Genomic DNA, 20,192 nt, shown 5'->3' on the forward strand with positions numbered 1-20,192 from the left:
ATGGGCGGTTTTACTTATGTGTCGGATGAAGCAGTATATCTGAGTTATGGTCTTTTTCGTTATAAAAATCAATGTCATAATTTTTTCCCTTGTTTCATAAATATGATGACAACAGAGCCAATCGGCTCAACATTGAGCATGTCCTGTATACAGTCGACGAAAATGAAGGTGGTTAACGTTGAAACAGCAAATAGTGAAAAAAGAAACGTTGAAAAAGCAAGTGTATGAATATTTACGTGAGGAAATTATTACAGGAGGATTTGCCCCAGGGGAAAGACTCGTAGAGGAAAAAATAGCGAAACAAATTCAAGTAAGCCGAAGTCCTATTCGCGAAGCGATCCGCATGCTCGAAAAAGAGGGGCTTGTCACCGTGAATAAGGGGGGAGGGGTGGCGGTATTCAGCCCTGATATTGAAAACTTCCAGTATCTTTATGAATGCAGGGTGGTGCTTGAACCACTTGCCGCCTACTATGCTGCACAGAGAATAACGAAAAACCAAATTGAAGATCTTAGGAGACAGCTCATTGGCATAGATGCACAACCGTTGGGGCTAAAAGAAATTCTCGAGATGAATACAAAATTCCATGAGGGGATCGTAGAAGCTAGTCGAAATCCGTTTTTAATTAGGATGATCGAACAAATCCGCGGCATAAACAGTTTGTACAGAGTTGCTATCTTAAAACAAAATATGTTGCGGATGAAATCAGCTATTCAAGAACATATTCAAATATTCGAAGCCATTGAAAGAGGAGATGCAGACAAAGCAAGGGAATGCATGGAAAAACATATTGAAAGCGATTACAAGTATTATATAAGCATTTACCAAGGGAGGAAGTGAAAAAAGGGTGTCCAAGACATTGCCTCTAGAAGGCATAACAGTATTGGAAATGGGGAATTTTGTAGCGGCGCCGTTTGCGGGGAAAATCATGGCTGAATTTGGCGCAGAAGTGATTAAAGTTGAAGAACCGGTATCGGGAGATCCGCTGAGAAGCTGGCGGATTATGTACGGCCACTCTTCGATTTGGTGGTATGTACAAGCCAGAAATAAAAAATCGATTACAGTGAATTTAAGGAAAACGGAAGGCCAACAGATCATTAGAGAGCTCATCCCGAAAGTTGATGTCGTGCTGGAAAACTTTAAACCGGGAACGCTCGAAAAATGGGGGTTGGGTTATGAAGAGTTAAAGAAAATAAACCCGTCTATCATTATGACAAGGATATCCGGGTATGGCCAAACTGGACCTTACCGGGATAAGGCCGGATTTGGAAGTGTGGCTGAGGCGATAGGAGGATTGCGATATTTGACGGGTTATCCAGACCGTCCCCCGGTAAGGGTGGGAATCGCGATTGGAGACCTCGTTGCAGGGTTGTATGCCGTGATCGGAACGTTAATGGCGTTGCGTGTCAGACAAGAAGATAAAGAAAGAAAAGGTCAGCTGATTGATGTCGCCCTTTACGAATCAGTGTTCAGTCTATTGGAAGGCGCATTGCCAGAGTATGTGTTAAGCGGTGTTGTAAGGGAGAGGACGGGCAGCACTCTCCCGGGTGTGGCGCCATCGAATACGTATGAATGCAAAGATGGAAAGCATGTTGTTATCGGGGGAAACAGCGATAATATATTCCAGCGTCTCATGAAAACAATTGGGCGTCGTGACCTTGCTGATCATCCTCAATACGCTAACAACCAAGGAAGAGCAGAACATGCTGAGTTGATTGATCAAGCAATAGAAGCATGGACGAAACAGCACACGTTGGAAGAAGTGCTAAACGCCCTCGATGAAGCATCCGTTCCGGCAGGACCTATTTATAGTATTCGAGATATTGTGAATGATATTCAGTATAAAGAGAGAGGCATGTTATTGCCGGTAAAACTAGAGGACGGGACGGAGTGCCTGTTCCCCGGCATTGTTCCAAAATTGTCTGACACTCCAGGGCAAATGAAGTGGGTCGGACCGAAGCTGGGAGAGCACAATGAAGAAGTGTATGTAAGGATGCTCGGTTATTCTCATGACCAACTCACACAATTGAAAAAGGAAGGGGTGATTTAAATTTGGCGGACGTCCAGATTATTGATGTAAGTCCTAGGGACGGATTGCAAAACGAACCGGCTATCGTTCCCACTGAGAAAAAGAAAAGGCTGATTGAAATGCTTGTTGACTCCAATGTGAAGAAAATTGAAGCCACCTCTTTTGTTCATCCCCGAAAAGTTCCGCAAATGGCCGATGCTGAGCAAGTCATAAAGCAATGTGAAACGTTTGGTGAAATTGAGTTTGTGGCATTGATTCCAAATCAAAAAGGATTCGAGCGGGCGAAACAAACAAACGTGTCTGAGGTGAACTGGGTAACAGCCGCCACCGAAACATTCAATTGCAAAAACATTGGGATGAGCATCGACGAAAATTTCGGGCAGTTCAAAACGATTGTTCAAGAAAGCAAGGCATTGAATATAAAAATCTGTTTTTCCATAGCGGTAAGTTTTGGTTGTCCTTATGAGGGAGAAGTAGCTCCAGCAAAAGTTATATCCTTGGTGGAACGCGCGGCGGAAGTCGGGGTTGATCGGATTGGGATCGCCGATACGATTGGAATCGCAACTCCTAAACAAGTTAAACAACTGCTCGCTGAAGTGATGCAGGTGGTGCCATCCATTCCTATTGCGATTCATCTCCATGATACAAGGGGGCTGGGATTGGCCAATGCTTATGCGGCATTGGAAGCGGGTGTGAACATATTTGAAACGTCTGTCAGCGGCATAGGGGGATGTCCTTTCGCCCCAGGAGCGGCGGGCAATTTAGCAACCGAAGATTTGGTTTATATGCTTGAACGAATGGGGGTTAGAACAGACATTGATTTTGAAAAATTGCTGGCGGCGGCTGACTTCGCTGCTAGTCTTACATCCAATCAACCATTAGGGAGAATAAGACAAGTAGAAAAAAGGGGGAAGTGCAAGTGAGAAAACGAGCGTTGTTTGTGGGAGCTTTATTGACTGCTTCCATTCTGTTAAGCGCATGCGGCAAAAGTTCTTCCACAGCGGAACCACAACCGAATAAAGGTGAGGAAAATGGATATGAACCTGTCACCATCAGGCTGGCTTACAATCTTCCGCAAGATCATCATATTTCCATTGGCGTCGAAAATTTCGCCAAAACGGTGACAGAAAAATCAGGAGGCAAGGTGAAGATTCAAGTATATCCTGCTGGGCAATTGTTGAGTGATAAAGAGATGAACCAAGCCATACTAACCGGCGGGGTGGAGATGGGGGTCAACTCCTCAACACTGTGGGCTTCTACAGTTCCAGCAATGGGGATTTTTGATGTCCCGTACGCTTTTCCTAACCATGAAACAGCTGGCAAAGCGCTGTCTGGAGAGTTGAGAGAAAAGTTGAACAAGGCGATGGAGGAAAAAGGGGTAAAAGTTCTCATGTATGCCGATTATGGCTATGCACAATTTGCCAACAACGTCAGACCGCTTAAGTCACCTGAAGACTTTAAAGGATTGAAAATACGCAGCATTGGCGACATTCCATCGGAAATGATCAAAGCTTATGGGGCATCGCCGGTATTTTTGGGAGCAGGGGAAGTCTATACAGCGCTGCAAAGAAAAACAATTGATGGAGCGACATCAGGGACGACAGCGATGCTTCAACGGCATTACGATGAGGTCGCTAAGTATTTAACGATAAACAATTATTCCTACTTGGAGTTCATCCTTGCGGTCAATAAAAACTTTTGGGATCGGCTTCCTGAAAAAACGAAACATCTCTTAACGGAGACTGCACAGCAAACGGAGCAATGGATTAGGGCGAAAGCGAAAGAGGAAGATGAACGAACGGCCAAAGAATTAGCAGAAAAAGGGATGGAAGTGTACGTTGTTCCCGAATCGGATCTTCCAAAATGGAAAAAGGCCGCCCAACCAGCAAGGGAAGTGTATATCGAGCGAGCTGGGGATTTAGGCAAAGAGTTGCTCGATATAGTGGAAAACATCCAGTGAGTAGGGAAGACGGGGAGGGAAGGCTCCCTCCCTTATTGGTTAAGGAGGTCAAGGATGAGGAGGTTATATCATTTCTTAGATCGTTTGATCCAAGCAGGCGGGGCGATAGCGGGAATATTGATCATATTAACCACAGGCATGACAACGTTTGACGTTATCGCTAGGTCGGTGTTTAACCGTCCGACTACTTGGGCTACGGAATTATGCATATACGCCATTATTGGGAGCTGTTTTCTCGGTTCTGCCTATACGTTGAGAACATATTCCCATATTACAGTTGATTTACTAATCAATCTTGTGCCGAGCAAGGTGCAAAAAATATTGGCGTATGCCTCGAATGTATGTGGATTCATTTTCAGTCTTATTTTTACGATTTACAGTGTCGAACATGTTGTCAACACATATCAACTAGGGACAACTTCATCATCATTATTGAGGATTCCTATGTATCTTCCAGAAATGTTTCTCCCGATTGGCGGTTTACTTCTTTGTATTGCTTTTATATTGCAAATCGTAGACGGAGAAGCGCAAAAGGGGGATGGGCATTTATGAATGCGGCGTTTTTCCTTGGTGGAATGGCTGTACTGCTATTGATCGGACTGCCTGTCGCGTTTGCGCTCGGCTTATTGGCAGTTGGCGGCATGTATCTGTTCAATGGCGGGACGTTTTCTTTTTCACAAATTCCGATCATTTCTTACAAATCATTGGATGATTTTACATTGACCGCCTTGCCGATGTACGTTTTGATGAGCCAAGTTTTAGTAGTGAGCGGCGTTGGGCGCGATTTATATGAAATGGCAAGTAAATGGTTTCGGCATCTTCCTGGAGGACTAGCAATTGCCACATTGTTCTGCTGTGCTATTTTTGCGGCGATTTCCGGTTCGAGTGTTGCCACTGCTGTGACTGTTGGGGCGGTCGCGCTTCCGGAAATGACGAAGCGGGGATATGATAAAAGAACAGTTCTTGGCCTGTTGGCTGCCGGGGGAACATTAGGCATTCTCATTCCTCCAAGCGTGCCGATGATTATATACGGTTCCGTGACAGGAGAATCGATTGGGAAACTGTTTGTTGCCGGAATTATCCCAGGAATATTATTAACGATAATATTCATGATCTATGCTTCATGGAAGACGTGCCACATAAAGGAAAAGCCAGCGACATGGGTAGAGAGATTCGAAGCGTCGAAAAAGGCCATATGGGGACTTATACTGCCCATCATTGTCATAGGAGGAATCTATACAGGAATCTTTACCCCTACGGAAGCTGCTGCCATTGGGGCTATGGCCAGTATTTTGATTTCCATTTTCGTATATAAAAACTTCACGACTTCTAATATTAAAACAATTGTCTTATCAACTGTCAAAACGAATGCAATGATTTTAATGATTATTGTCGGAGCTATGCTTCTTGGGTACATCATGACTATATTGCAAATTCCGCAGACCATTACGCAATTTGCCACTTCACAACAAGTATCTCCTTGGGCCATTTTCGTTTTAGTGAATATTGTGCTGCTTATTTTAGGCTGTTTTCTTGAAACTATATCAATCCTTGTGATTACACTGCCTATTTTGTATCCTATCATCACAGCTTTAGGGTTTGACCCCATTTGGTTTGCGGTCGTTATGGTCGTCAATATGGAATTAGCCCTTATTACACCGCCGGTAGGGCTGAACTTGTTTGTTTTGAAAGGACTGGACAAAACGAATACGATTGCCGAGATCGTAAAAGGCGTAGTGCCTTACGCTCTCATTATGATGCTGTTTATCGTTGTGCTGGCCATTTTTCCGGAATTGACAACGATCCTGATAGACCGTGTGAAATAGGCAAAATAGCTGAAGCTGCCTACATTTAAAGATAGGCAGCTTTTGTTGTGATTTATAAATGATCCGTCTTCTTCGAATACGCGAACTTCCCGGCTTCGCGGTTTTTTTCGCGCATCATGTTTTTCTCATGGCGCTTCGCTTGGTTGTCGCGCGCTTTTTTGTCATTGTCGCTTGTGTTTGGCATCGGTCGTCCTCCCTTTGCTTTGATCGTCCATCATTAGTATGCGGCAAATGGAAATGAACTATATGGAAATAGGGGAAGGTAGTTTGTGGAAAGAAAATGGAGAATTTTTCTTCACAAATGGTTCGCCACAGAGTATAATTAAGTGCAAAAATAGAGATAAATGTACGTAATTGGGTAAATATAGATATTTAACGATCATTTTTTAATAAAAATGTTCATAAAGGGCAATAGAAAATGAAACGAAACCCGTTTGTCCCCTTCAAGCTTCCGCTTAGCGAAGATGTCGTGAATCAAATGCGTTTTCTTTTTTGTCAGCGATGTGCTGGAACGGGATAAGCACAAGTATTACCGCTACTTGAATGATACCCGCTACACAGGAGACTGGACGCAATGGATTCAATTTTTCCTGCAATGTGTCCATTTGCAGGCGAAACAAAATGTTCGCTTGGTCCAAAAAGTAAACGATTTGTATGAAGAAGAGTTGGAAAAGGCAAGCGCGCTTGTGAACCGCCATCATATTCGAACCGTTGTCCATGTCATGTTCCAGCATCCAATTTTCACCGCGAACATGATGGCGGCGTTGACCGGTTTGCCGGAAGCAACGGTTCGGCGCTATTTGAATCGGTTTGAGGAGCAGCAACTCATTTTCTCGGATGGACGGATGCGTTCCAAAACGTACTACTACTACAACCTTCTTGATCAACTTCGGTGATGAGGGCAGGCGCCTGTGTTGGGCAGGCGCCTTTGTTTTGTCCGGCGGAAAAGGCGTCAGATCTCAATATATTTGTTCAGAAAAAAGAGGGCAATCGTCCCCGGTCCGGCGTGGGCGCCGATGGCGCTGCCGATGTCGGAGAGGAAAAAGCGCGTGCAGCCGTGTGTTTCTTCGATCATCCGCTTCAGCTCAAGCGCCGTTTCTTCATCATCCGCGTGGCTGATGCCGATCGTTTGCTTTTGCAGGTCATCGCCGCGCTCGCCCATCAACTCGACCATTCGTTTCAACACTTTTTTCCGCCCGCGCAGCTTCTCAAGCGGGATAAGCGCGCCGTCTTCGACATGGAGAAGCGGCTTGATGTTGAGCAAGCCTCCGAAGGCCGCGGCGGTTTTGCTGATGCGGCCGCCGCGCGCGAGGTAGTCCAAGTTGTCAACGGTGAAAATGTGCTCCATATGGCGGCAATACGCCTCGATCGTTTCACAAAGCAAGTTGTACGGCGTGTTTTGCTCCGCCAGCTCGACCGCTTTCATGACGGCGAGCCTTGGCCGAGCGAAGCGCATTTCGAGTCGATGATTGTCAGGCGAAATTCTGGATATTCATCAAGCAGCTCGCTGCGCACCGCTATCGCTGTCTGGTATGTACCGGATAATTTCGATGAAAAGGCGATGTAAAGGCATGGCCGGTTTTCTTTGGCGTATGGCAAAAACAGCTCCTTCATCGCCAGCGGGCTTGGCTGTGCCGTTTTCACCGTATGCCCCTGGCGCATGGCGTCATATACTTGCTTCGGCTCGATTGTGATGCCGTCTTCGTAATCTTGGCCGTTCCAATGAACGACAAGCGGCAAAAAGGCGATTTGATGCTCGCGAATGTACGATTGAGGCAAATCCGCGCCGCTGTCGGTGATGATTTGAATGGACATCTTTCGTCCTCCTCTTTTCTCCTTTCGTGTTCCCCACGGCTCTATCAGATGAACGAACCGTTTCCGCAGGTGAACGGCGATTCATGTTTCTATGTTCAGTGTAGCGGTTTTCAGCTCAGAATACAACGGAAAATCGGGGACGAGAGAAAAAAGAGCTGCGGGAAGCCCGCAGCTGTTATTGAGTGAGCTCATCAAGCTCAGCTTGAAATTGACGCAACTGCGCTTTTTCTGCCGTGTTGGAATGCGCGTACGCGGATGACAAGGCGTTTTTGGCGATGGCAACAGCGCGCTCGACGCTCATGTCGATCTCGCCGCTTTTGGCTTGTTTCGCCTGTGCGACTGCTTTGCGCGCCTCTTGAAACAGACGGTTGCCCATCGTTATGCCCCTCCAAGCGACGTTTCCACCGCTTTTTCCGCTTTGCGCGCTTCCGCCTCGGCGTACGTCAGGTGATAAGGGATTCGCTTGTCATGCCGTTCGACTGCATCGACGCTTTGCTGGACGAAACGCTTCGATTTGTTTCGTTTGCCCATGACCGATTCCCCCTTTAAAAAGTTGAAGACGCGCGTTGCGTCACGTATAGTGTAACCGCCGCCAGGGAACAGTAGTAAGGAAATTCGTTACAAACCGCCGTTCGTCGCTCTGAAAGCGGAAATCTGCTTGACACGACAGGAAAAAATCAATGCAAAAGCGGAAAGAAGTGGTTGGGAGGCGCGAGAAGCCTCCCGTAGCAAGGGGGGCGGCAGGGCTACAGGCCTAGAAGATCTTGTAAATACAAGCCGATACCGTCTTCTTCGTTGCTTTTCGTCACATCGTCAGCGACCGTTTTCAATGACTCGATAGCGTTGCCCATGCGACGCCCAGCCCGGCCCAATCGATCATTTCGAAATCGTTGTCTTCATCGCCAAAAGCGATGACGCGCTCCTTTGGGATGCCGAAGTAGTTGGCGACTTGTTTTAAGCCCGCGGCCTTATGGACGCCATGGCGGATGATTTCAATGACATGCCACGGTTCGCTCCAACGCCGTTGGTGGATGACGTTGGCGTACACATTCGCTAAGTGTGATTGAATCCGCTCGATATGATCATCGTCTGTGTACACGAGCACGCTCGTCGGGTCTTTGCCGAGCGAGCGGCGCAAATCACCGATTTCCACGGTCGGGTTGCCAAGGCGGACGATGTCAAGCAAGACGTCGTCGTGTTGATGAAAATAAACATTGTCTAACACTTCGGCCATCATATTCTTGATTCCATAGGATTCGCTGATTTCAACAATGTCTTTGACGACCGCAAGCGGCAGCGGGTAATGGTGCATGCCCCACGACGGCTGGCGCGGATGGTGGACAAACGCGCCGTTGAAGTTGACGATCGGCGTTGTAAGCCCGAGTTCCTCGTAATACATACGGCTTGCCCGGTACGGGCGGCCGGTGGCGATGACAACAAAATGGCCAGCGTCGATGGCGCGGCGGATGACGTCTTTGGTAAATGGAGAAATCGTTTTATCCTCTTTGAGCAACGTTCCATCCAAATCCAACGCGATTAAATACGGCTTCATGTCCGACTCCTTTGCCCTCGTTATTCTTTACACTACATAGTGTAACTCTTTTCCAAAATCGCTGTCCATATGGTACACTATACAGCGATGGAAAAAGAAAAGGGGTTTGTGCAACCATGGTGATCATTGAACAGGAACAGTTGGCCGGCGTGCCGGTTCTTCACGTTGTCAAGCCGGAAAAGCGGGGCGAACGGCTGCCGCTGATTTTCTTTATCCACGGCTTTACGAGCGCCAAAGAACATAATTTGCATTTCGGCTACTTGCTTGCGGAGGCGGGCTACCGCGCTGTGCTTCCCGACGCGCTGTTTCACGGCGAGCGGGACGAAGGCTTGAGCGAACGAAAATTGCAGCTGTCGTTTTGGGACATTGTCGTGCGCACGATCACCGAAATCGAGGAGATGAAAAACGACCTTGTCAGCCACGGATTGGCGGATCCTGAACGGATCGGGCTCGCTGGGACATCGATGGGCGGCATCGTCACGTTTGGCGCGCTCGCTGTGTATCCATGGGTGAAGGCGGCGGTGGCGCTTATGGGCTGCCCGAACTACAGCGCCTTTTTTGACGCGATGATGGAAGAAGCGAAACGGCGTCAGATTGACATCCCGATGCCGCCGACGCTGCTTGCGCTCGAAAAAGAAAAGCTCGCCCGCTACGATTTATCCAAGCAGCCGGAAACACTCGCCGGGCGGCCGTTGTTCATCTGGCACGGGAAAGCCGACCAAGTCGTCCCGTATGCTTATACATATGAGTTTTACAAGCAAATTAAACCACTTTATGAAGGAAACGAAGACCGGCTGCAATTCATCGCCGACCCGCACGCCGGCCATAAAGTGACGCGTGAAGCGTTTTTGGAGACGGTGCGCTGGTTTCGCGAGCATGTGTAAGCAAAATCGGCAATGAGGAAACGAACATGTTTGTGGTCAGCTAAAGCGTGCTTCACAAGAGGGAATCCGCCTTTTAAACAAAAAAGGCGGATTTTTCGTTTGAGCACATTTTTTATTCAAATGAATATTTGAATATAAGGGGGAGATATGCTATTCTATATTCAAATGAATATTTGAATATTGACAAGGAGCGAGAAGGAATGCACCGTCATGATGTGTGCGACGTTTACTGTTATGACGACGAGAAGGTCGAGCGGGTTCAGCGGCGGCTTCGCGATGAACCAATTGCCGAGATTGTCCCTTTTTTTAAGGCGCTTGCCGATGAAAACCGGGCGAAGATCGTGTATGCGCTTTGCGGTGAAGAGGAGCTGTGCGTCTGTGACCTCGCAAACGTGATTGGGGCGACAGTGGCGACGGCATCACATCATTTGCGCATTTTGTATAAGCAAGGAATTGTGAAATATCGAAAAGAGGGGAAACTGGCCTTTTACTCGCTGGATGACGACCATATTCGCGAGCTGCTGCTTGTCGCGCTCGCCCATCGGAAAGAGGGGGACGGCCGTGGGGAATGAACAAACATTGGATCGCTTGAGGCCAAAACATACCGCGTGCAAGGACTGACGTGCACAAACTGCGCAGCTAAGTTTGAGCAAAACGTGAAATCCTTGCCCGGCGTGAAAGAGGCGAAAGTGAATTTCGGCGCCGCCAAGCTCACCGTTTGGGGCGAGGCGACGATTGATGAACTTGAGCAGGCAGGAGCGTTTGAACAGTTGACCATTCGTGAAGAACGAGAGCGCACGGTTCAGCGAGAGCCGTTTTGGAAGCGAAAAGAAAATCGAAATGTCTTCGCCTCTGTGGCACTGCTTCTGTTTGGCGTTGCGGCGGATGCGGCAGACAAGGGGATGCTGGCGGTCGCTATGTATTTGGCGGCGATCGTGATCGGCGGCTACTCACTGTTTTGGACGGGGCTCCGGAATTTGGTCAGCTGGCAGTTTGATATGAAAACGTTAATGACGATCGCCATTCTCGGTGCAACGGCGATCGGGGAATGGCAGGAAGGGGCGGTTGTTGTCATTTTGTTCGCCATCAGTGAAGCGCTCGAGCGCTATTCGATGGAGAACGCGCGGCGGTCGATCGCTTCGTTGATGGAGATGGCGCCCGTTGAAGCGATCATTCGTCGCGGCCCCGAGGAAATGACCGTTCCGGTCGAAGACGTTCGCGTCGGGGATGTCATGATCGTCAAGCCGGGTGGAAAAATCGCTTTGGACGGCATTGTCATAAGCGGCGCCTCGACAGTGAATGAAGCGGCGATCACCGGCGAAAGTCTGCCGGTGGAAAAAACAGTGGGAGACGCAGTGTTTGCCGGGACGCTGAATGGAGAAGGATTCCTCGAAGTTGAAGTGACAAAACGGGCGGACGAGACGACATTGGCGAAAATGATTGATCTTGTGGAAGAGGCGCAAGCGGAGCGGGCTCCGATGCAAGCGTTTGTCGACCGGTTTGCCCGCTATTATACGCCGTTTGTGATCGTGACCGCGCTTCTGATCGCTCTTGTGCCGCCGCTCGTGATGGGTGGGGAGTGGCTTGATTGGATTTACCGCGGTCTTGCCGTTCTTGTCATCGGCTGCCCGTGCGCGCTCGTCATCTCAACGCCGGTGGCGATTGTGACGGCCATCGGCAACGCGGCCCGGCGCGGCGTGCTCATCAAAGGCGGGGTATATCTCGAACAAATCGGACGGCTGCGGGCGGTGGCCTTGGATAAAACGGGGACGTTGACGGAAGGGAAACCAGCCGTGACCAATGTCGTCGTATATGAAGGGACACGTGAACAGCTGTTGGCTATCGCCGCCGCCATCGAAAAACGATCGCAGCACCCTTTGGCTTCGGCCATCATCCGCAAAGCGGAAGAGGAAGGAGCGCCGTTTCTTGACGCGTCAGTTGATGCGTTTCAGTCGTTGACCGGAAAAGGAGTCAAGGCCGCTGTCGGAAACGAAACGTATTATATCGGCAGCCCGGCCTTGTTCACCAGTTTGATCGGGAAGTTGCCCGATGAAGCGGAAAAGCAAATCTCTGCCTTCCGAGACGAAGGAAAAACCGTGATGGCCGTCGGCACGACCGATCGGCTGTTGGGTCTTATCGCCGCGGCCGATCAACTGCGGCCGTCCGCACCGGAAACGGTCGCCGCGCTGCGGCGCCTTGGAGTGGCGGAAGTGGTGATGGTGACGGGCGACCACGAGCAAACCGCACAGGCCATTGGCCGCCAAGCGGGCGTATCCGATATTCGCGCCGGGCTGCTTCCGGAACAGAAGCTTTCGGCGATCCGCGAGTTGAAACAGCGCTGCGGCATAACCGCCATGGTCGGTGACGGGGTGAATGACGCCCCTGCCTTGGCCGCGGCCGATATTGGTGTGGCAATGGGCGGGGCGGGGACGGATGCCGCCTTGGAAACGGCCGATGTTGTGCTCATGGCCGATGATTTGCGCCAGCTGCCGTACACCGTCCACCTTGGGCGCCGAACGCTTGCCGTCATCCGGCAAAACATCGCCGTCGCCTTAGGGCTTAAAGTGCTGGCACTCGTGGCCGCCGTCCCGGGCTGGCTCACCCTTTGGCTCGCGGTGTTCGCCGATATGGGCGCGACGCTGCTCGTGACATTCAACAGCATGCGCCTGCTGCGGGTGAAGGAATGAACGGGGGCTCCGGGCAACGGGGAACGGACCGTTTTCCGCCCCTCTGGGGGATTTGTCCTCCTTCGTGGAAAATAGTGGTGCTTTCTGACAACGAGAGACGGTATAATGCAGAGGAAAACAGCAAAGCGGATTCGGTTGGATGTTTGGGATGGCGGTTGTTAGATGTTTTGTTCTGTTTAGGAAAATCATAGGGAAGAGGGGGCGTCATGAAGGGATCTCGAGAAGAAGAGAGGCATGAAACGCAACGGATAGAAGAGGTTCAACGGGTGGACGACCGGGTGTTTTCGCTGACCGAAGAGTTGGATCGGATCGCTGCGGGAGGGGCGATGAAGCGGGAAGCCCTCGATTGGCGAGGATTTCCCCGGTGGATTCGATATGTCGGATACATCGCCTTCGCTTTTTTTGTCATCGTTCCTTTGATGGCGTGGTTGTGGAACGTGTTGCTTGAATAGCCGATCAAATGCCAACCTTAGAATTGGAGCAAGAAAGACACGGAATCATGTCCACTTCCGTGTCTTTTTCTTGTACTGTTTCATTCGTCTTCCATCCCTAACGCGTACAAATAGTGGCGCAAGCTTTCTTCGACACATGCGGCGATCAGTTGAATGAACGGAGTAACCTCACCCTCGACGCTCGCTTTTTCCAGCGTTTCGTAATACTTCCGGCGCTGTTCTGGGTTTGCTTTCACAATAGCGGGCGGATAGCCATGCTGCATTAAAATGAAATTCATCATTAAGCGGGCAGTTCGTCCATTTCCGTCAGCAAATGGATGAATGGATACGAGCTGAAAATGGAAACGAGCCGCCAGTTCGATTGGATGAAGAGCATATTGATTCGTTTCATACCAAGAAAACAATCGATTCATTTCATCTTGTACATGCAAAAAGTGAGGGGGGGTGTACGAGCTGCCGGAAATGCGCACATTGTATGTTCGATATTTCCCGGCATTTTCATTGTCAATGCTCTTTAATACTAAATAATGGACCTGTTTCAACACGTGCTCGGTCAAATGTTCTTTGTTTGCGACTAACTCTTCAATAAAGTCAATCGCCTCCGCATGGTTAATCGCTTCCAAATGTTCCTTGAGTCGTTTTCCACCAATGGTAATCCCTTCTTCTACGACTAGCTTTGTTTCTAACAAGGTTAACGTATTGCCTTCGATGGCGTTAGAATGGTATGTCCATTCGATCCGAAATGATTCCCGCAAGTTTTTCACCAACCCTGGAGGCAAAGGGCGCAACGCATCCAACCGTTGTTTCAGCTCGTCGATTTTAGCAAACATCGCTCTCACCTCTTGGTATATGATTCGCGGCCTCGATTCGTTTTTCCTTTAAATAGCCAAGCGATGGCTCTCGTTTTTTCTATATGATACAGAAAATAAAGGGCGGGGAGTGTTCAGCAGTTGCAGGACAATGAAACAACCGTCCGCCCAACACGGGCGAACGGCGAAAAGGGATGGAAAAGTGGACCGTTTCAGGAAAAATGCCCAAGCTGACGGAGCGCTTCTTCGCTCATCCGTTCCGGCGTCCAAGGCGGGTTCCATGTCACTTGGACGCGCACGTCGCGGATGCCGTCGATTTGTTCGAGCGCCCGTTTGACGCCGCGGGCGATCGAGTCGTGAAGCGGGCAGCCTGGGGTCGTGAGCGTCATCAGGACATTGATATGCCCATCTTCGATTTTTAAGTCATAAATTAACCCTAAATCGACGACGTTAATGCCGAGCTCCGGATCAAGGACCGTTTTCAGCTGTTGAATGGCAAGTTTGCGGACATCCATCGTTCTTTTCCTCCTCATTCGCTTACTTTCGGAAGACCGTTAAAATCGTTCCGGCAAAAGCAACGCTTAATCCAGCCAACAGCACTTGAGTGATGGCGAACAGCGGCACGCTCGCGACAGCAAGCGCCACAGCCGCCAGCGCGAGGGCGATGAGCCATAGGCGGCATTGGACGGTGACGGCTCGCTCATTCATCATTTGCTTTAACGTCGGCACGTTTTGTTGGCCGACTTTTTCGCTGTAGCGATGCGTCCACCATAAAAACGGCACGATTTTGAGCAAATAGCCGATGATGCTAAACAGGATCCAGCCAACAATGAATAGATAAACAATGATGCCAAGCAGCCGTCCGCTGCCGACAACGATGGCGGCAAAGGCGGCAACGTGCAGCGCAAGGCCGATGACGATGGCCGAAAGCGAAAAGCGGAACGGGCGGTCAAGCGTTTTTTTCATCCGCTTTTGCAAAATGGCGCGGATATGCCAGGCGAAAACAACGAATCCGCTCATGAGCAAGGCTGCACCGGCTGCAAGCCATGCGTGGCTTCGCAAGAATAAGCTGGCGAACGCCACCGCAATCCCGCTGATGTACAGCGCATAGACGTAACGCGCCGGCCGCAGCGAAAAGCCGTGGGCGAGCGAGAACATCGGCGCCATTTTGTACGAAAAGCCTATGATGAGCAGTGTGAACCAGCCGCACAGCCCAAACAGCACATGCAGCCCGAACACCACTTCATGACTGTTAGCGCCTTTGGCGGCGAAAAAGTGAAACGCCAAGAGCCCTCCGGCCGCCGCCGTCAGCAGCAAAAACAACAGCGATGTGGCGACAAAGAGGGTCATGACGTTTTTCGTTTCTTGTTTTCTTAACGTCATCGCCATTTGCCAGACGAATAGGATGATGCCAAGCAAAAGCAACAAGCTGGGAAGAAACGCCCGGTTTGGCGCCGCCGCCAGGCTTACGGCAAATGCGACAATGCCGGCCGCTGTCACTGCAAATTGCCAAAAGCCGAGCCGCTCGCTCCAAATCGGCGTCAAAAAGGCGACCGGAACGAGCTGATACATCGCCCCCATGGCCGTCATCAACGCAAAGCCAAGCAACGCCAGGTGGGCCGCCGCCCACACGAACGGCAACCGGAACGCGCCGCTGCTAAGTGAGGGAATCGCTCCAAGCAACATAAGCTGCGACGCGGCGAACGCCAACACGGCGAACATGATAAACGAGAACGGAAGACGGACGTCTGTTTCTGTCCCCGTGCGAGTAGGAAACACGTTGCTCATCCTTTCGTAATGCGGATTTCAAAACTGCCGTCTTCGCGTGCGACCGTCTCGTGCCGGTAGCCGAGCTCATCAAGCTGCTCGTACAAAAACATCGGGCGGCGGTCGTTAATGATCGTCAGCGTCTCCCCAGGATTCAGCTTCGCGAGGGCAGCGAGCGTCCGCATCATCGGCTGCGGCGGCTCGAGTCCGCGGTTATCGAGGATCATCGGTCATCCCCCCTGCTTCACAAACGTTACTTTCCAATGTTTTTTTTCGATTTGTTCGGCCTCGTACGTAAATCCTTTCGCTTTCATAATCGGAAACAGCGGCAGCGGCTTGAATGGAGCGTGCAAAATGAACGTATCGCCCGGTTTGAGCGGCTTAATGGCGTTCATAATTTTTTCAAACGGCTCCCGTTTCTGCCGCAAATCTTCGCGCACATCGAGTTCAATTGTGACAGCCATGTGCCCTCCTCCTTTTTGACTATTATGATAATCATTTTCAATGTTTGATGTTGTGATATGGCTCACACATGGACGTTAGAAAAAGATTTCTTTTTCCAATCCTTCCTGGTCGATCAAATAAAAGCCGTGTTCGTCGACGTCAATCAGCCCTTTCCGTTTCAGCTGGCTCAACGTGCGGCTCACCGTTTCCCGGGCGGTGCCGATCATGTTGGCCAGCTCGCGGTTCGTCACATGGGCGGTGAGCCGATGCCATTTCCCTTGCTTGACGGCGTTCGTGCGCGTCAACCGCAACAAAAGCAGCACGATTTGTTCGTACGTATTATGGAGCACTTGCGCCTCAAGCCGGTTTTGCAAGTCGACGATTTTTTCGCCCATGACGCGGAACAGTTTTATGCAAAGTTCAGGGCTCGCCATCAGCACTTGTTCGAAATCGTGGATCGGGATCGCGATCAATGTCGCTTCCTCGACCACTTCGGCGTGGGCCGGATAGGTGCCTTTTAAGAAAAAGCCGGCATGCGGAAACATTTCTCCCGTCTGCAAAATCGAGATGATTTGCTCTTTCCCGCTGAAGTCCGTTTTATAAATTTTTACCGTGCCGGAATGAATGAAATAGACTCGCTCGAGCGGATCGCCTTGCATAAAGACGAACGTCCGCGGCTTGTAAACGCGCACGTGGGAAATGGCAACCAGCGAATCAAGCTCGTAATCGGACAGTTCACGAAACAACGGAACAGCTTTTAAGCGGTCTTTCATCCAATGGTTCGCCATGGCGTTCTCTCCTTTGGAAATGTGACAAACGTGTGACAGCTGACAACGGAACATCAATGCTTTTCTCTTTTTGAACATCCGCGTCGTTTGGCCTTTTCTGCCTTCATTGTATACATTCCCACGCCATAAAGCTGTGATATAAATCATAACAGACATTTGCCCCAGCTCACAAACCGTCCTCGGTTCAGCACGCTACAATGGGGGCGAACAAACGAGAAGGAGGTTGTCTCATATGGAAGTTCATCGATCCGTTCGCCCCAACATGCGGCCGGGGCGGCAAACGACCAACAGTTTTCTCAAATCGATTCTCATTTTCACTATTGTGATCAGCTTTACCGTCCTGCTTGTCGGCGGGTATTGGATTTTTAAAGAAATGGCGCCAAGGCCGAAGGAGGTGCGCAGTGAAAGCGGCGAAGTGTTGATGACAAAAGAAACGATCATCGGTGGGCAAGCCGTCTTCCAAAAATACGGGCTGATGGATTACGGAACCGTGCTTGGGCATGGGTCGTATATGGGGCCGGACTATACGGCGGAAGCGTTGAAAATTTATACGGAAGGCATGCAAGATTACAAAGCAAAAGAGCGGTATCACGAACCGTTTGCCGATTTAACCGCCGATGAGAAAACGATCATCCGCGAACAAGTCATCAAGGAAATGCGAAAAAATCGCTACAACCCGGTTACGGATGTTCTCGTCCTGACAGATGCGCAAGTATACGGGTTGGAAAAAGTGCGCGACTATTACCGCGACGTGTTCACCAATGGCGACGGTTGGGGATTGAAAAAAGGATTGATCAAAGAAAGCGACATGCCAAAATCAGGCCGTGCTTGGGTCGCGGACGGCGACCAAATCAAGCAAATTGCCGACTTTTTCTTCTGGACCGCTTGGCTGTCAAGCACGCCAAGACTTGGCGACCACATCACCTATACGAACAACTGGCCGTACTATGAGGACGCCGGCAATACGATGTCATTTTCCGCGGTATGGTGGAGCGGCGCGAGCGTCACGATTTTGATTTTGTTTATCGGGATCATTTTGTACGTCTTCCACCGTTATCAACTAAGCATGCAAGAAGCGTATACAGAAGGAAAGTTTCCGGTCATCGACTTGCGGCGGCAGCCGCTTACTCCGTCGCAAGTGAAAGCGGGCAAATATTTCGTTGTCGTCGCCGCGCTCTTTTTCGTGCAAGCGATGTTCGGGGCGTTGCTCGCCCACTACTATACGGAACCGGACAGCTTCTTCGGCATCAAATGGATCCATGACCTATTGCCGTTTAACATCGCCAAAGGGTATCACTTGCAGCTGGCGATTTTCTGGATTGCCACCGCTTGGCTTGGCATGGGGATTTTCATCGCGCCACTTGTCGGCGGGCAAGAGCCGAAAAAGCAAGGGCTGCTCGTCGATCTGCTCTTCTGGGCGCTTGTTGTCCTTGTCGCCGGCAGCATGATCGGCCAATGGCTCGGCGTCAACGGCTACTTAGGGAACGAATGGTTTCTGTTTGGCCATCAAGGATGGGAATACATTGAGCTCGGCCGCGTTTGGCAAATCATTTTAGTCGTGGGCATGCTGCTTTGGCTGTTCATCGTCTTCCGCGGCGTCAAACGAGGGCTGAAGCAAGAAAGCGACAAAGGCGGGCTCATTCACTTGCTGTTTTACTCAGCCATCGCCGTTCCGGTTCTTTTACATCTTCGCGTTCTTTATCGAACCGGATACGAACTTTACGATGGCTGACTTTTGGCGCTGGTGGATCATCACTTATGGGTCGAAGGCATTTTCGAAGTGTTCGCCGTTGTTGTCATCGGGTTTTTGCTCGTACAAATGAGATTGGTGACGAAAAAATCGACGGTCCGGGCTCTCTATTTCCAATTTACGATTTTACTAGGCAGCGGTGTGATCGGCATCGGCCACCACTATTACTACAACGGTTCACCGGAAATCTGGATCGCCCTTGGCGCGGTGTTCTCGGCGCTCGAAGTGATTCCGCTCACGCTCCTTATTTTGGAAGCGTACGAGCAATACAAAATGATGCGCGACGGCGGAGTCAACTTCCCGTATAAAGCAACATTCTGGTTTTTGATCTCCACAGCGATCTGGAACTTGGTCGGCGCCGGGGTGTTCGGCTTTCTCATCAATTTGCCGGCGGTCAGCTACTTTGAACATGGGCAATTCTTAACGCCGACCCACGGCCATGCGGCGATGATGGGCGTGTATGGCATGTTTGCGATCGCCGTGCTCCTTTACTCGCTGCGCAACATCGTCAAACCGGAAGCATGGAACGACAAATGGCTGAAATTCTCTTGCTGGATGCTGAACATCGGCCTGGCTGGCATGGTTCTCATCACGCTTCTCCCGGTGGGGGTGCTGCAAATCAAAGAAGCGTTTGAACACGGCTATTGGGCGTCCCGTTCGCCTTCGTTCTTGCAACAAGACGTCGTACAAAATTTGCTGCTTGTCCGCTTCGTTCCGGATACGATCTTTTTGATCGGCGTCGTTGCGTTGCTTGTTTTCGCCATCAAGGTGCTGTTCCATTTGCGCAAGCCAACGCACGGCGAAGGGGAAGAGCTGCCGGCGGCGAATTTGGCGGAGGAAGAATAACCAAAACGGGGCTGACCCAAAACGCGAATGCGTTTTGGGATTAGCCCGTTTTTACACGAAAATAGAAGAGAATCGTTCGTTTTCTGGCAGAATAGAGTTATCATAACCGCTATCGCCGGAAAAGGAGCGATTCGTTTATGAAACATCATCATAATTTTTGAAGAGTGTACCATGAATCATCTCACGTTGCCAGGCGATATCATTCCACTGGATCATATGGCTCATGTAGTTTACGAAATGGTCGAACGCATTCCGATGGAGATGTTTCTTCCTTTACTATAAAGGCGGCCGCACCTCAGAAAGGCAAGGAGAGATGCTTCCTCCTTGCTCATGTTGTCTTTATAAGACGAATGCTGGAAATTGCTGCTTCGTGTTCAATCGAACGCCTAGAAAGAAGATCTAAAATCCGTTCGTGCTTTTCCATGTTTTGTTCTATTTTCTTAACGATTTCATTTGTTTCAAGCACTGCTTGTTGGAGGAAAACAAATTCTTGCTTTGTGACCATATTGGCTTTGACATGATCTAATTCTTTCATTAGGTTGTTCTTTACGTCCTCAAGCTCCTGTTTGGTAGCCATGTTGGCTT

General features: G+C 49.9%; 19 protein-coding genes and 5 pseudogenes. 12 read left to right on the forward strand and 12 right to left on the reverse strand.

The window, feature by feature from the left end; genetic code table 11:
* Nucleotides 1-178: 178 nt before the first annotated feature.
* The 6 genes from I656_RS09100 to I656_RS09075 are packed head-to-tail and all read left to right on the forward strand — an operon-like array spanning nt 179 to nt 5,813.
* Entirely contained in the window at nt 179-838 is a 660-nt protein-coding gene (locus tag I656_RS09100) for a GntR family transcriptional regulator (RefSeq protein WP_015374093.1), read from the forward strand.
* Nucleotides 839-845: 7 nt separating this feature from the next.
* Complete coding sequence (locus tag I656_RS09095; RefSeq protein WP_015374094.1) at nt 846-2,048, forward strand: CaiB/BaiF CoA-transferase family protein; 1,203 nt, start codon at nt 846-848, stop codon at nt 2,046-2,048.
* Nucleotides 2,049-2,050: 2 nt separating this feature from the next.
* A complete protein-coding gene (locus tag I656_RS09090; RefSeq protein ID WP_015374095.1) occupies nt 2,051-2,950 on the forward strand; it encodes a hydroxymethylglutaryl-CoA lyase in 900 nt (299 codons plus the stop codon).
* Entirely contained in the window at nt 2,947-3,987 is a 1,041-nt protein-coding gene (locus tag I656_RS09085) for a DctP family TRAP transporter solute-binding subunit (protein WP_033005420.1), read from the forward strand. Before I656_RS09090 ends, I656_RS09085 begins: the two co-directional genes overlap by 4 nt.
* Before the next feature lie 54 nt (nt 3,988-4,041).
* Entirely contained in the window at nt 4,042-4,539 is a 498-nt protein-coding gene (locus I656_RS09080) for a TRAP transporter small permease (RefSeq protein ID WP_015374098.1), read from the forward strand.
* On the forward strand, nt 4,536-5,813 hold the full coding sequence (locus I656_RS09075; protein ID WP_015374099.1) for a TRAP transporter large permease: 1,278 nt from the start codon (nt 4,536-4,538) through the stop codon (nt 5,811-5,813). Before I656_RS09080 ends, I656_RS09075 begins: the two co-directional genes overlap by 4 nt.
* Before the next feature lie 52 nt (nt 5,814-5,865).
* Here the strand turns inward: I656_RS09075 and I656_RS17845 are convergent, their stop codons facing one another.
* Nucleotides 5,866-5,997: a DUF3941 domain-containing protein gene (locus tag I656_RS17845; protein ID WP_008879040.1), complete on the reverse strand. Its 132-nt coding sequence runs from the start codon at nt 5,995-5,997 to the stop codon at nt 5,866-5,868.
* Nucleotides 5,998-6,301: 304 nt separating this feature from the next.
* On the opposite strand from I656_RS17845, the pseudogene I656_RS09070 reads away from it, so the two are divergent.
* Nucleotides 6,302-6,709, forward strand: a pseudogene (locus I656_RS09070) (Fic family protein); the annotation flags it as partial.
* A 56-nt stretch (nt 6,710-6,765) separates the two neighbouring features.
* Here the strand turns inward: I656_RS09070 and I656_RS0115385 are convergent.
* The 4 genes and pseudogenes from I656_RS0115385 to I656_RS09060 form a co-directional block, all read right to left on the reverse strand.
* Nucleotides 6,766-7,628 (reverse strand): annotated as a pseudogene (locus tag I656_RS0115385) (DegV family protein).
* A 175-nt stretch (nt 7,629-7,803) separates the two neighbouring features.
* Nucleotides 7,804-8,004 carry a DUF3813 domain-containing protein gene (locus I656_RS09065; RefSeq protein WP_015374102.1) on the reverse strand — a complete coding sequence of 67 codons (201 nt, stop codon included), beginning with the start codon at nt 8,002-8,004 and terminating at the stop codon, nt 7,804-7,806.
* Nucleotides 8,005-8,006: 2 nt separating this feature from the next.
* Complete coding sequence (locus tag I656_RS18615) at nt 8,007-8,159, reverse strand: hypothetical protein (RefSeq protein WP_015374103.1); 153 nt, start codon at nt 8,157-8,159, stop codon at nt 8,007-8,009.
* Between the two features lie 215 nt (nt 8,160-8,374).
* Nucleotides 8,375-9,180 (reverse strand): annotated as a pseudogene (locus tag I656_RS09060) (Cof-type HAD-IIB family hydrolase).
* A gap of 116 nt (nt 9,181-9,296) precedes the next feature.
* Here I656_RS09060 and I656_RS09055 point away from each other — a divergent pair.
* From I656_RS09055 to I656_RS09040, 4 genes are all read left to right on the forward strand, one after another.
* On the forward strand, nt 9,297-10,064 hold the full coding sequence (locus I656_RS09055) for an alpha/beta fold hydrolase (protein ID WP_033005422.1): 768 nt from the start codon (nt 9,297-9,299) through the stop codon (nt 10,062-10,064).
* Nucleotides 10,065-10,264: 200 nt separating this feature from the next.
* Nucleotides 10,265-10,636 (forward strand): metalloregulator ArsR/SmtB family transcription factor, encoded by a 372-nt coding sequence (locus I656_RS09050; protein WP_033005425.1) that lies wholly within the window; start codon nt 10,265-10,267, stop codon nt 10,634-10,636.
* A 6-nt stretch (nt 10,637-10,642) separates the two neighbouring features.
* Nucleotides 10,643-12,751 (forward strand): heavy metal translocating P-type ATPase, encoded by a 2,109-nt coding sequence (locus I656_RS09045; protein ID WP_033005428.1) that lies wholly within the window; start codon nt 10,643-10,645, stop codon nt 12,749-12,751.
* Between the two features lie 206 nt (nt 12,752-12,957).
* Entirely contained in the window at nt 12,958-13,203 is a 246-nt protein-coding gene (locus tag I656_RS09040; protein ID WP_020754825.1) for a hypothetical protein, read from the forward strand.
* 80 nt (nt 13,204-13,283) lie between these two features.
* Here I656_RS09040 and I656_RS09035 read toward each other — a convergent pair whose 3' ends face one another.
* The 6 genes from I656_RS09035 to I656_RS09015 form a co-directional block, all read right to left on the reverse strand.
* On the reverse strand, nt 13,284-14,033 hold the full coding sequence (locus tag I656_RS09035; protein ID WP_033005429.1) for a Fic family protein: 750 nt from the start codon (nt 14,031-14,033) through the stop codon (nt 13,284-13,286).
* A 191-nt stretch (nt 14,034-14,224) separates the two neighbouring features.
* Nucleotides 14,225-14,527, reverse strand: a complete 303-nt coding sequence (locus I656_RS09030; RefSeq protein ID WP_015374110.1) for a metal-sulfur cluster assembly factor — start codon at nt 14,525-14,527, stop codon at nt 14,225-14,227.
* A gap of 22 nt (nt 14,528-14,549) precedes the next feature.
* The gene (locus I656_RS09025) at nt 14,550-15,800 is read right to left on the reverse strand and encodes a hypothetical protein (protein ID WP_015374111.1); all 1,251 of its coding nucleotides are present in this window, start codon (nt 15,798-15,800) and stop codon (nt 14,550-14,552) included.
* On the reverse strand, nt 15,797-16,006 hold the full coding sequence (locus I656_RS09020; RefSeq protein WP_013146125.1) for a DUF2249 domain-containing protein: 210 nt from the start codon (nt 16,004-16,006) through the stop codon (nt 15,797-15,799). Before I656_RS09020 ends, I656_RS09025 begins: the two co-directional genes overlap by 4 nt.
* A gap of 3 nt (nt 16,007-16,009) precedes the next feature.
* Nucleotides 16,010-16,243 (reverse strand): DUF2249 domain-containing protein, encoded by a 234-nt coding sequence (locus I656_RS0115390; protein ID WP_033005431.1) that lies wholly within the window; start codon nt 16,241-16,243, stop codon nt 16,010-16,012.
* A 75-nt stretch (nt 16,244-16,318) separates the two neighbouring features.
* Nucleotides 16,319-17,011: a Crp/Fnr family transcriptional regulator gene (locus I656_RS09015; protein ID WP_033005433.1), complete on the reverse strand. Its 693-nt coding sequence runs from the start codon at nt 17,009-17,011 to the stop codon at nt 16,319-16,321.
* Between the two features lie 967 nt (nt 17,012-17,978).
* On the opposite strand from I656_RS09015, the pseudogene I656_RS19130 reads away from it, so the two are divergent.
* Nucleotides 17,979-19,607 (forward strand): annotated as a pseudogene (locus I656_RS19130) (cbb3-type cytochrome c oxidase subunit I).
* Nucleotides 19,608-19,935: 328 nt separating this feature from the next.
* On the opposite strand, the pseudogene I656_RS09010 reads toward I656_RS19130, so the two are convergent.
* A pseudogene (locus I656_RS09010) lies at nt 19,936-20,192 on the reverse strand (hypothetical protein); the annotation flags it as partial.

Source organism: Geobacillus sp. WSUCF1 (genome assembly GCF_000422025.1).
Classification (GTDB): domain Bacteria; phylum Bacillota; class Bacilli; order Bacillales; family Anoxybacillaceae; genus Geobacillus; species Geobacillus zalihae.

Bases quoted from the DNA above. Each gene is read 5' to 3' on its own strand.
- I656_RS18615 (WP_015374103.1), bottom strand. From the start codon at position 8,159: ATGGGCAAACGAAACAAATCGAAGCGTTTCGTCCAGCAAAGCGTCGAT.
- I656_RS09025 (WP_015374111.1), bottom strand. From the start codon at position 15,800: ATGAGCAACGTGTTTCCTACTCGCACGGGGACAGAAACAGACGTCCGT.
- I656_RS09065 (WP_015374102.1), bottom strand. From the start codon at position 8,004: ATGGGCAACCGTCTGTTTCAAGAGGCGCGCAAAGCAGTCGCACAGGCG.
- I656_RS09050 (WP_033005425.1), top strand. From the start codon at position 10,265: ATGCACCGTCATGATGTGTGCGACGTTTACTGTTATGACGACGAGAAG.
- I656_RS09015 (WP_033005433.1), bottom strand. From the start codon at position 17,011: ATGGCGAACCATTGGATGAAAGACCGCTTAAAAGCTGTTCCGTTGTTT.
- I656_RS09055 (WP_033005422.1), top strand. From the start codon at position 9,297: ATGGTGATCATTGAACAGGAACAGTTGGCCGGCGTGCCGGTTCTTCAC.
- I656_RS09020 (WP_013146125.1), bottom strand. From the start codon at position 16,006: ATGATCCTCGATAACCGCGGACTCGAGCCGCCGCAGCCGATGATGCGG.
- I656_RS17845 (WP_008879040.1), bottom strand. From the start codon at position 5,997: ATGCCAAACACAAGCGACAATGACAAAAAAGCGCGCGACAACCAAGCG.
- I656_RS09075 (WP_015374099.1), top strand. From the start codon at position 4,536: ATGAATGCGGCGTTTTTCCTTGGTGGAATGGCTGTACTGCTATTGATC.
- I656_RS09080 (WP_015374098.1), top strand. From the start codon at position 4,042: ATGAGGAGGTTATATCATTTCTTAGATCGTTTGATCCAAGCAGGCGGG.
- I656_RS09035 (WP_033005429.1), bottom strand. From the start codon at position 14,033: ATGTTTGCTAAAATCGACGAGCTGAAACAACGGTTGGATGCGTTGCGC.
- I656_RS0115390 (WP_033005431.1), bottom strand. From the start codon at position 16,243: ATGGCTGTCACAATTGAACTCGATGTGCGCGAAGATTTGCGGCAGAAA.
- I656_RS09040 (WP_020754825.1), top strand. From the start codon at position 12,958: ATGAAGGGATCTCGAGAAGAAGAGAGGCATGAAACGCAACGGATAGAA.
- I656_RS09030 (WP_015374110.1), bottom strand. From the start codon at position 14,527: ATGGATGTCCGCAAACTTGCCATTCAACAGCTGAAAACGGTCCTTGAT.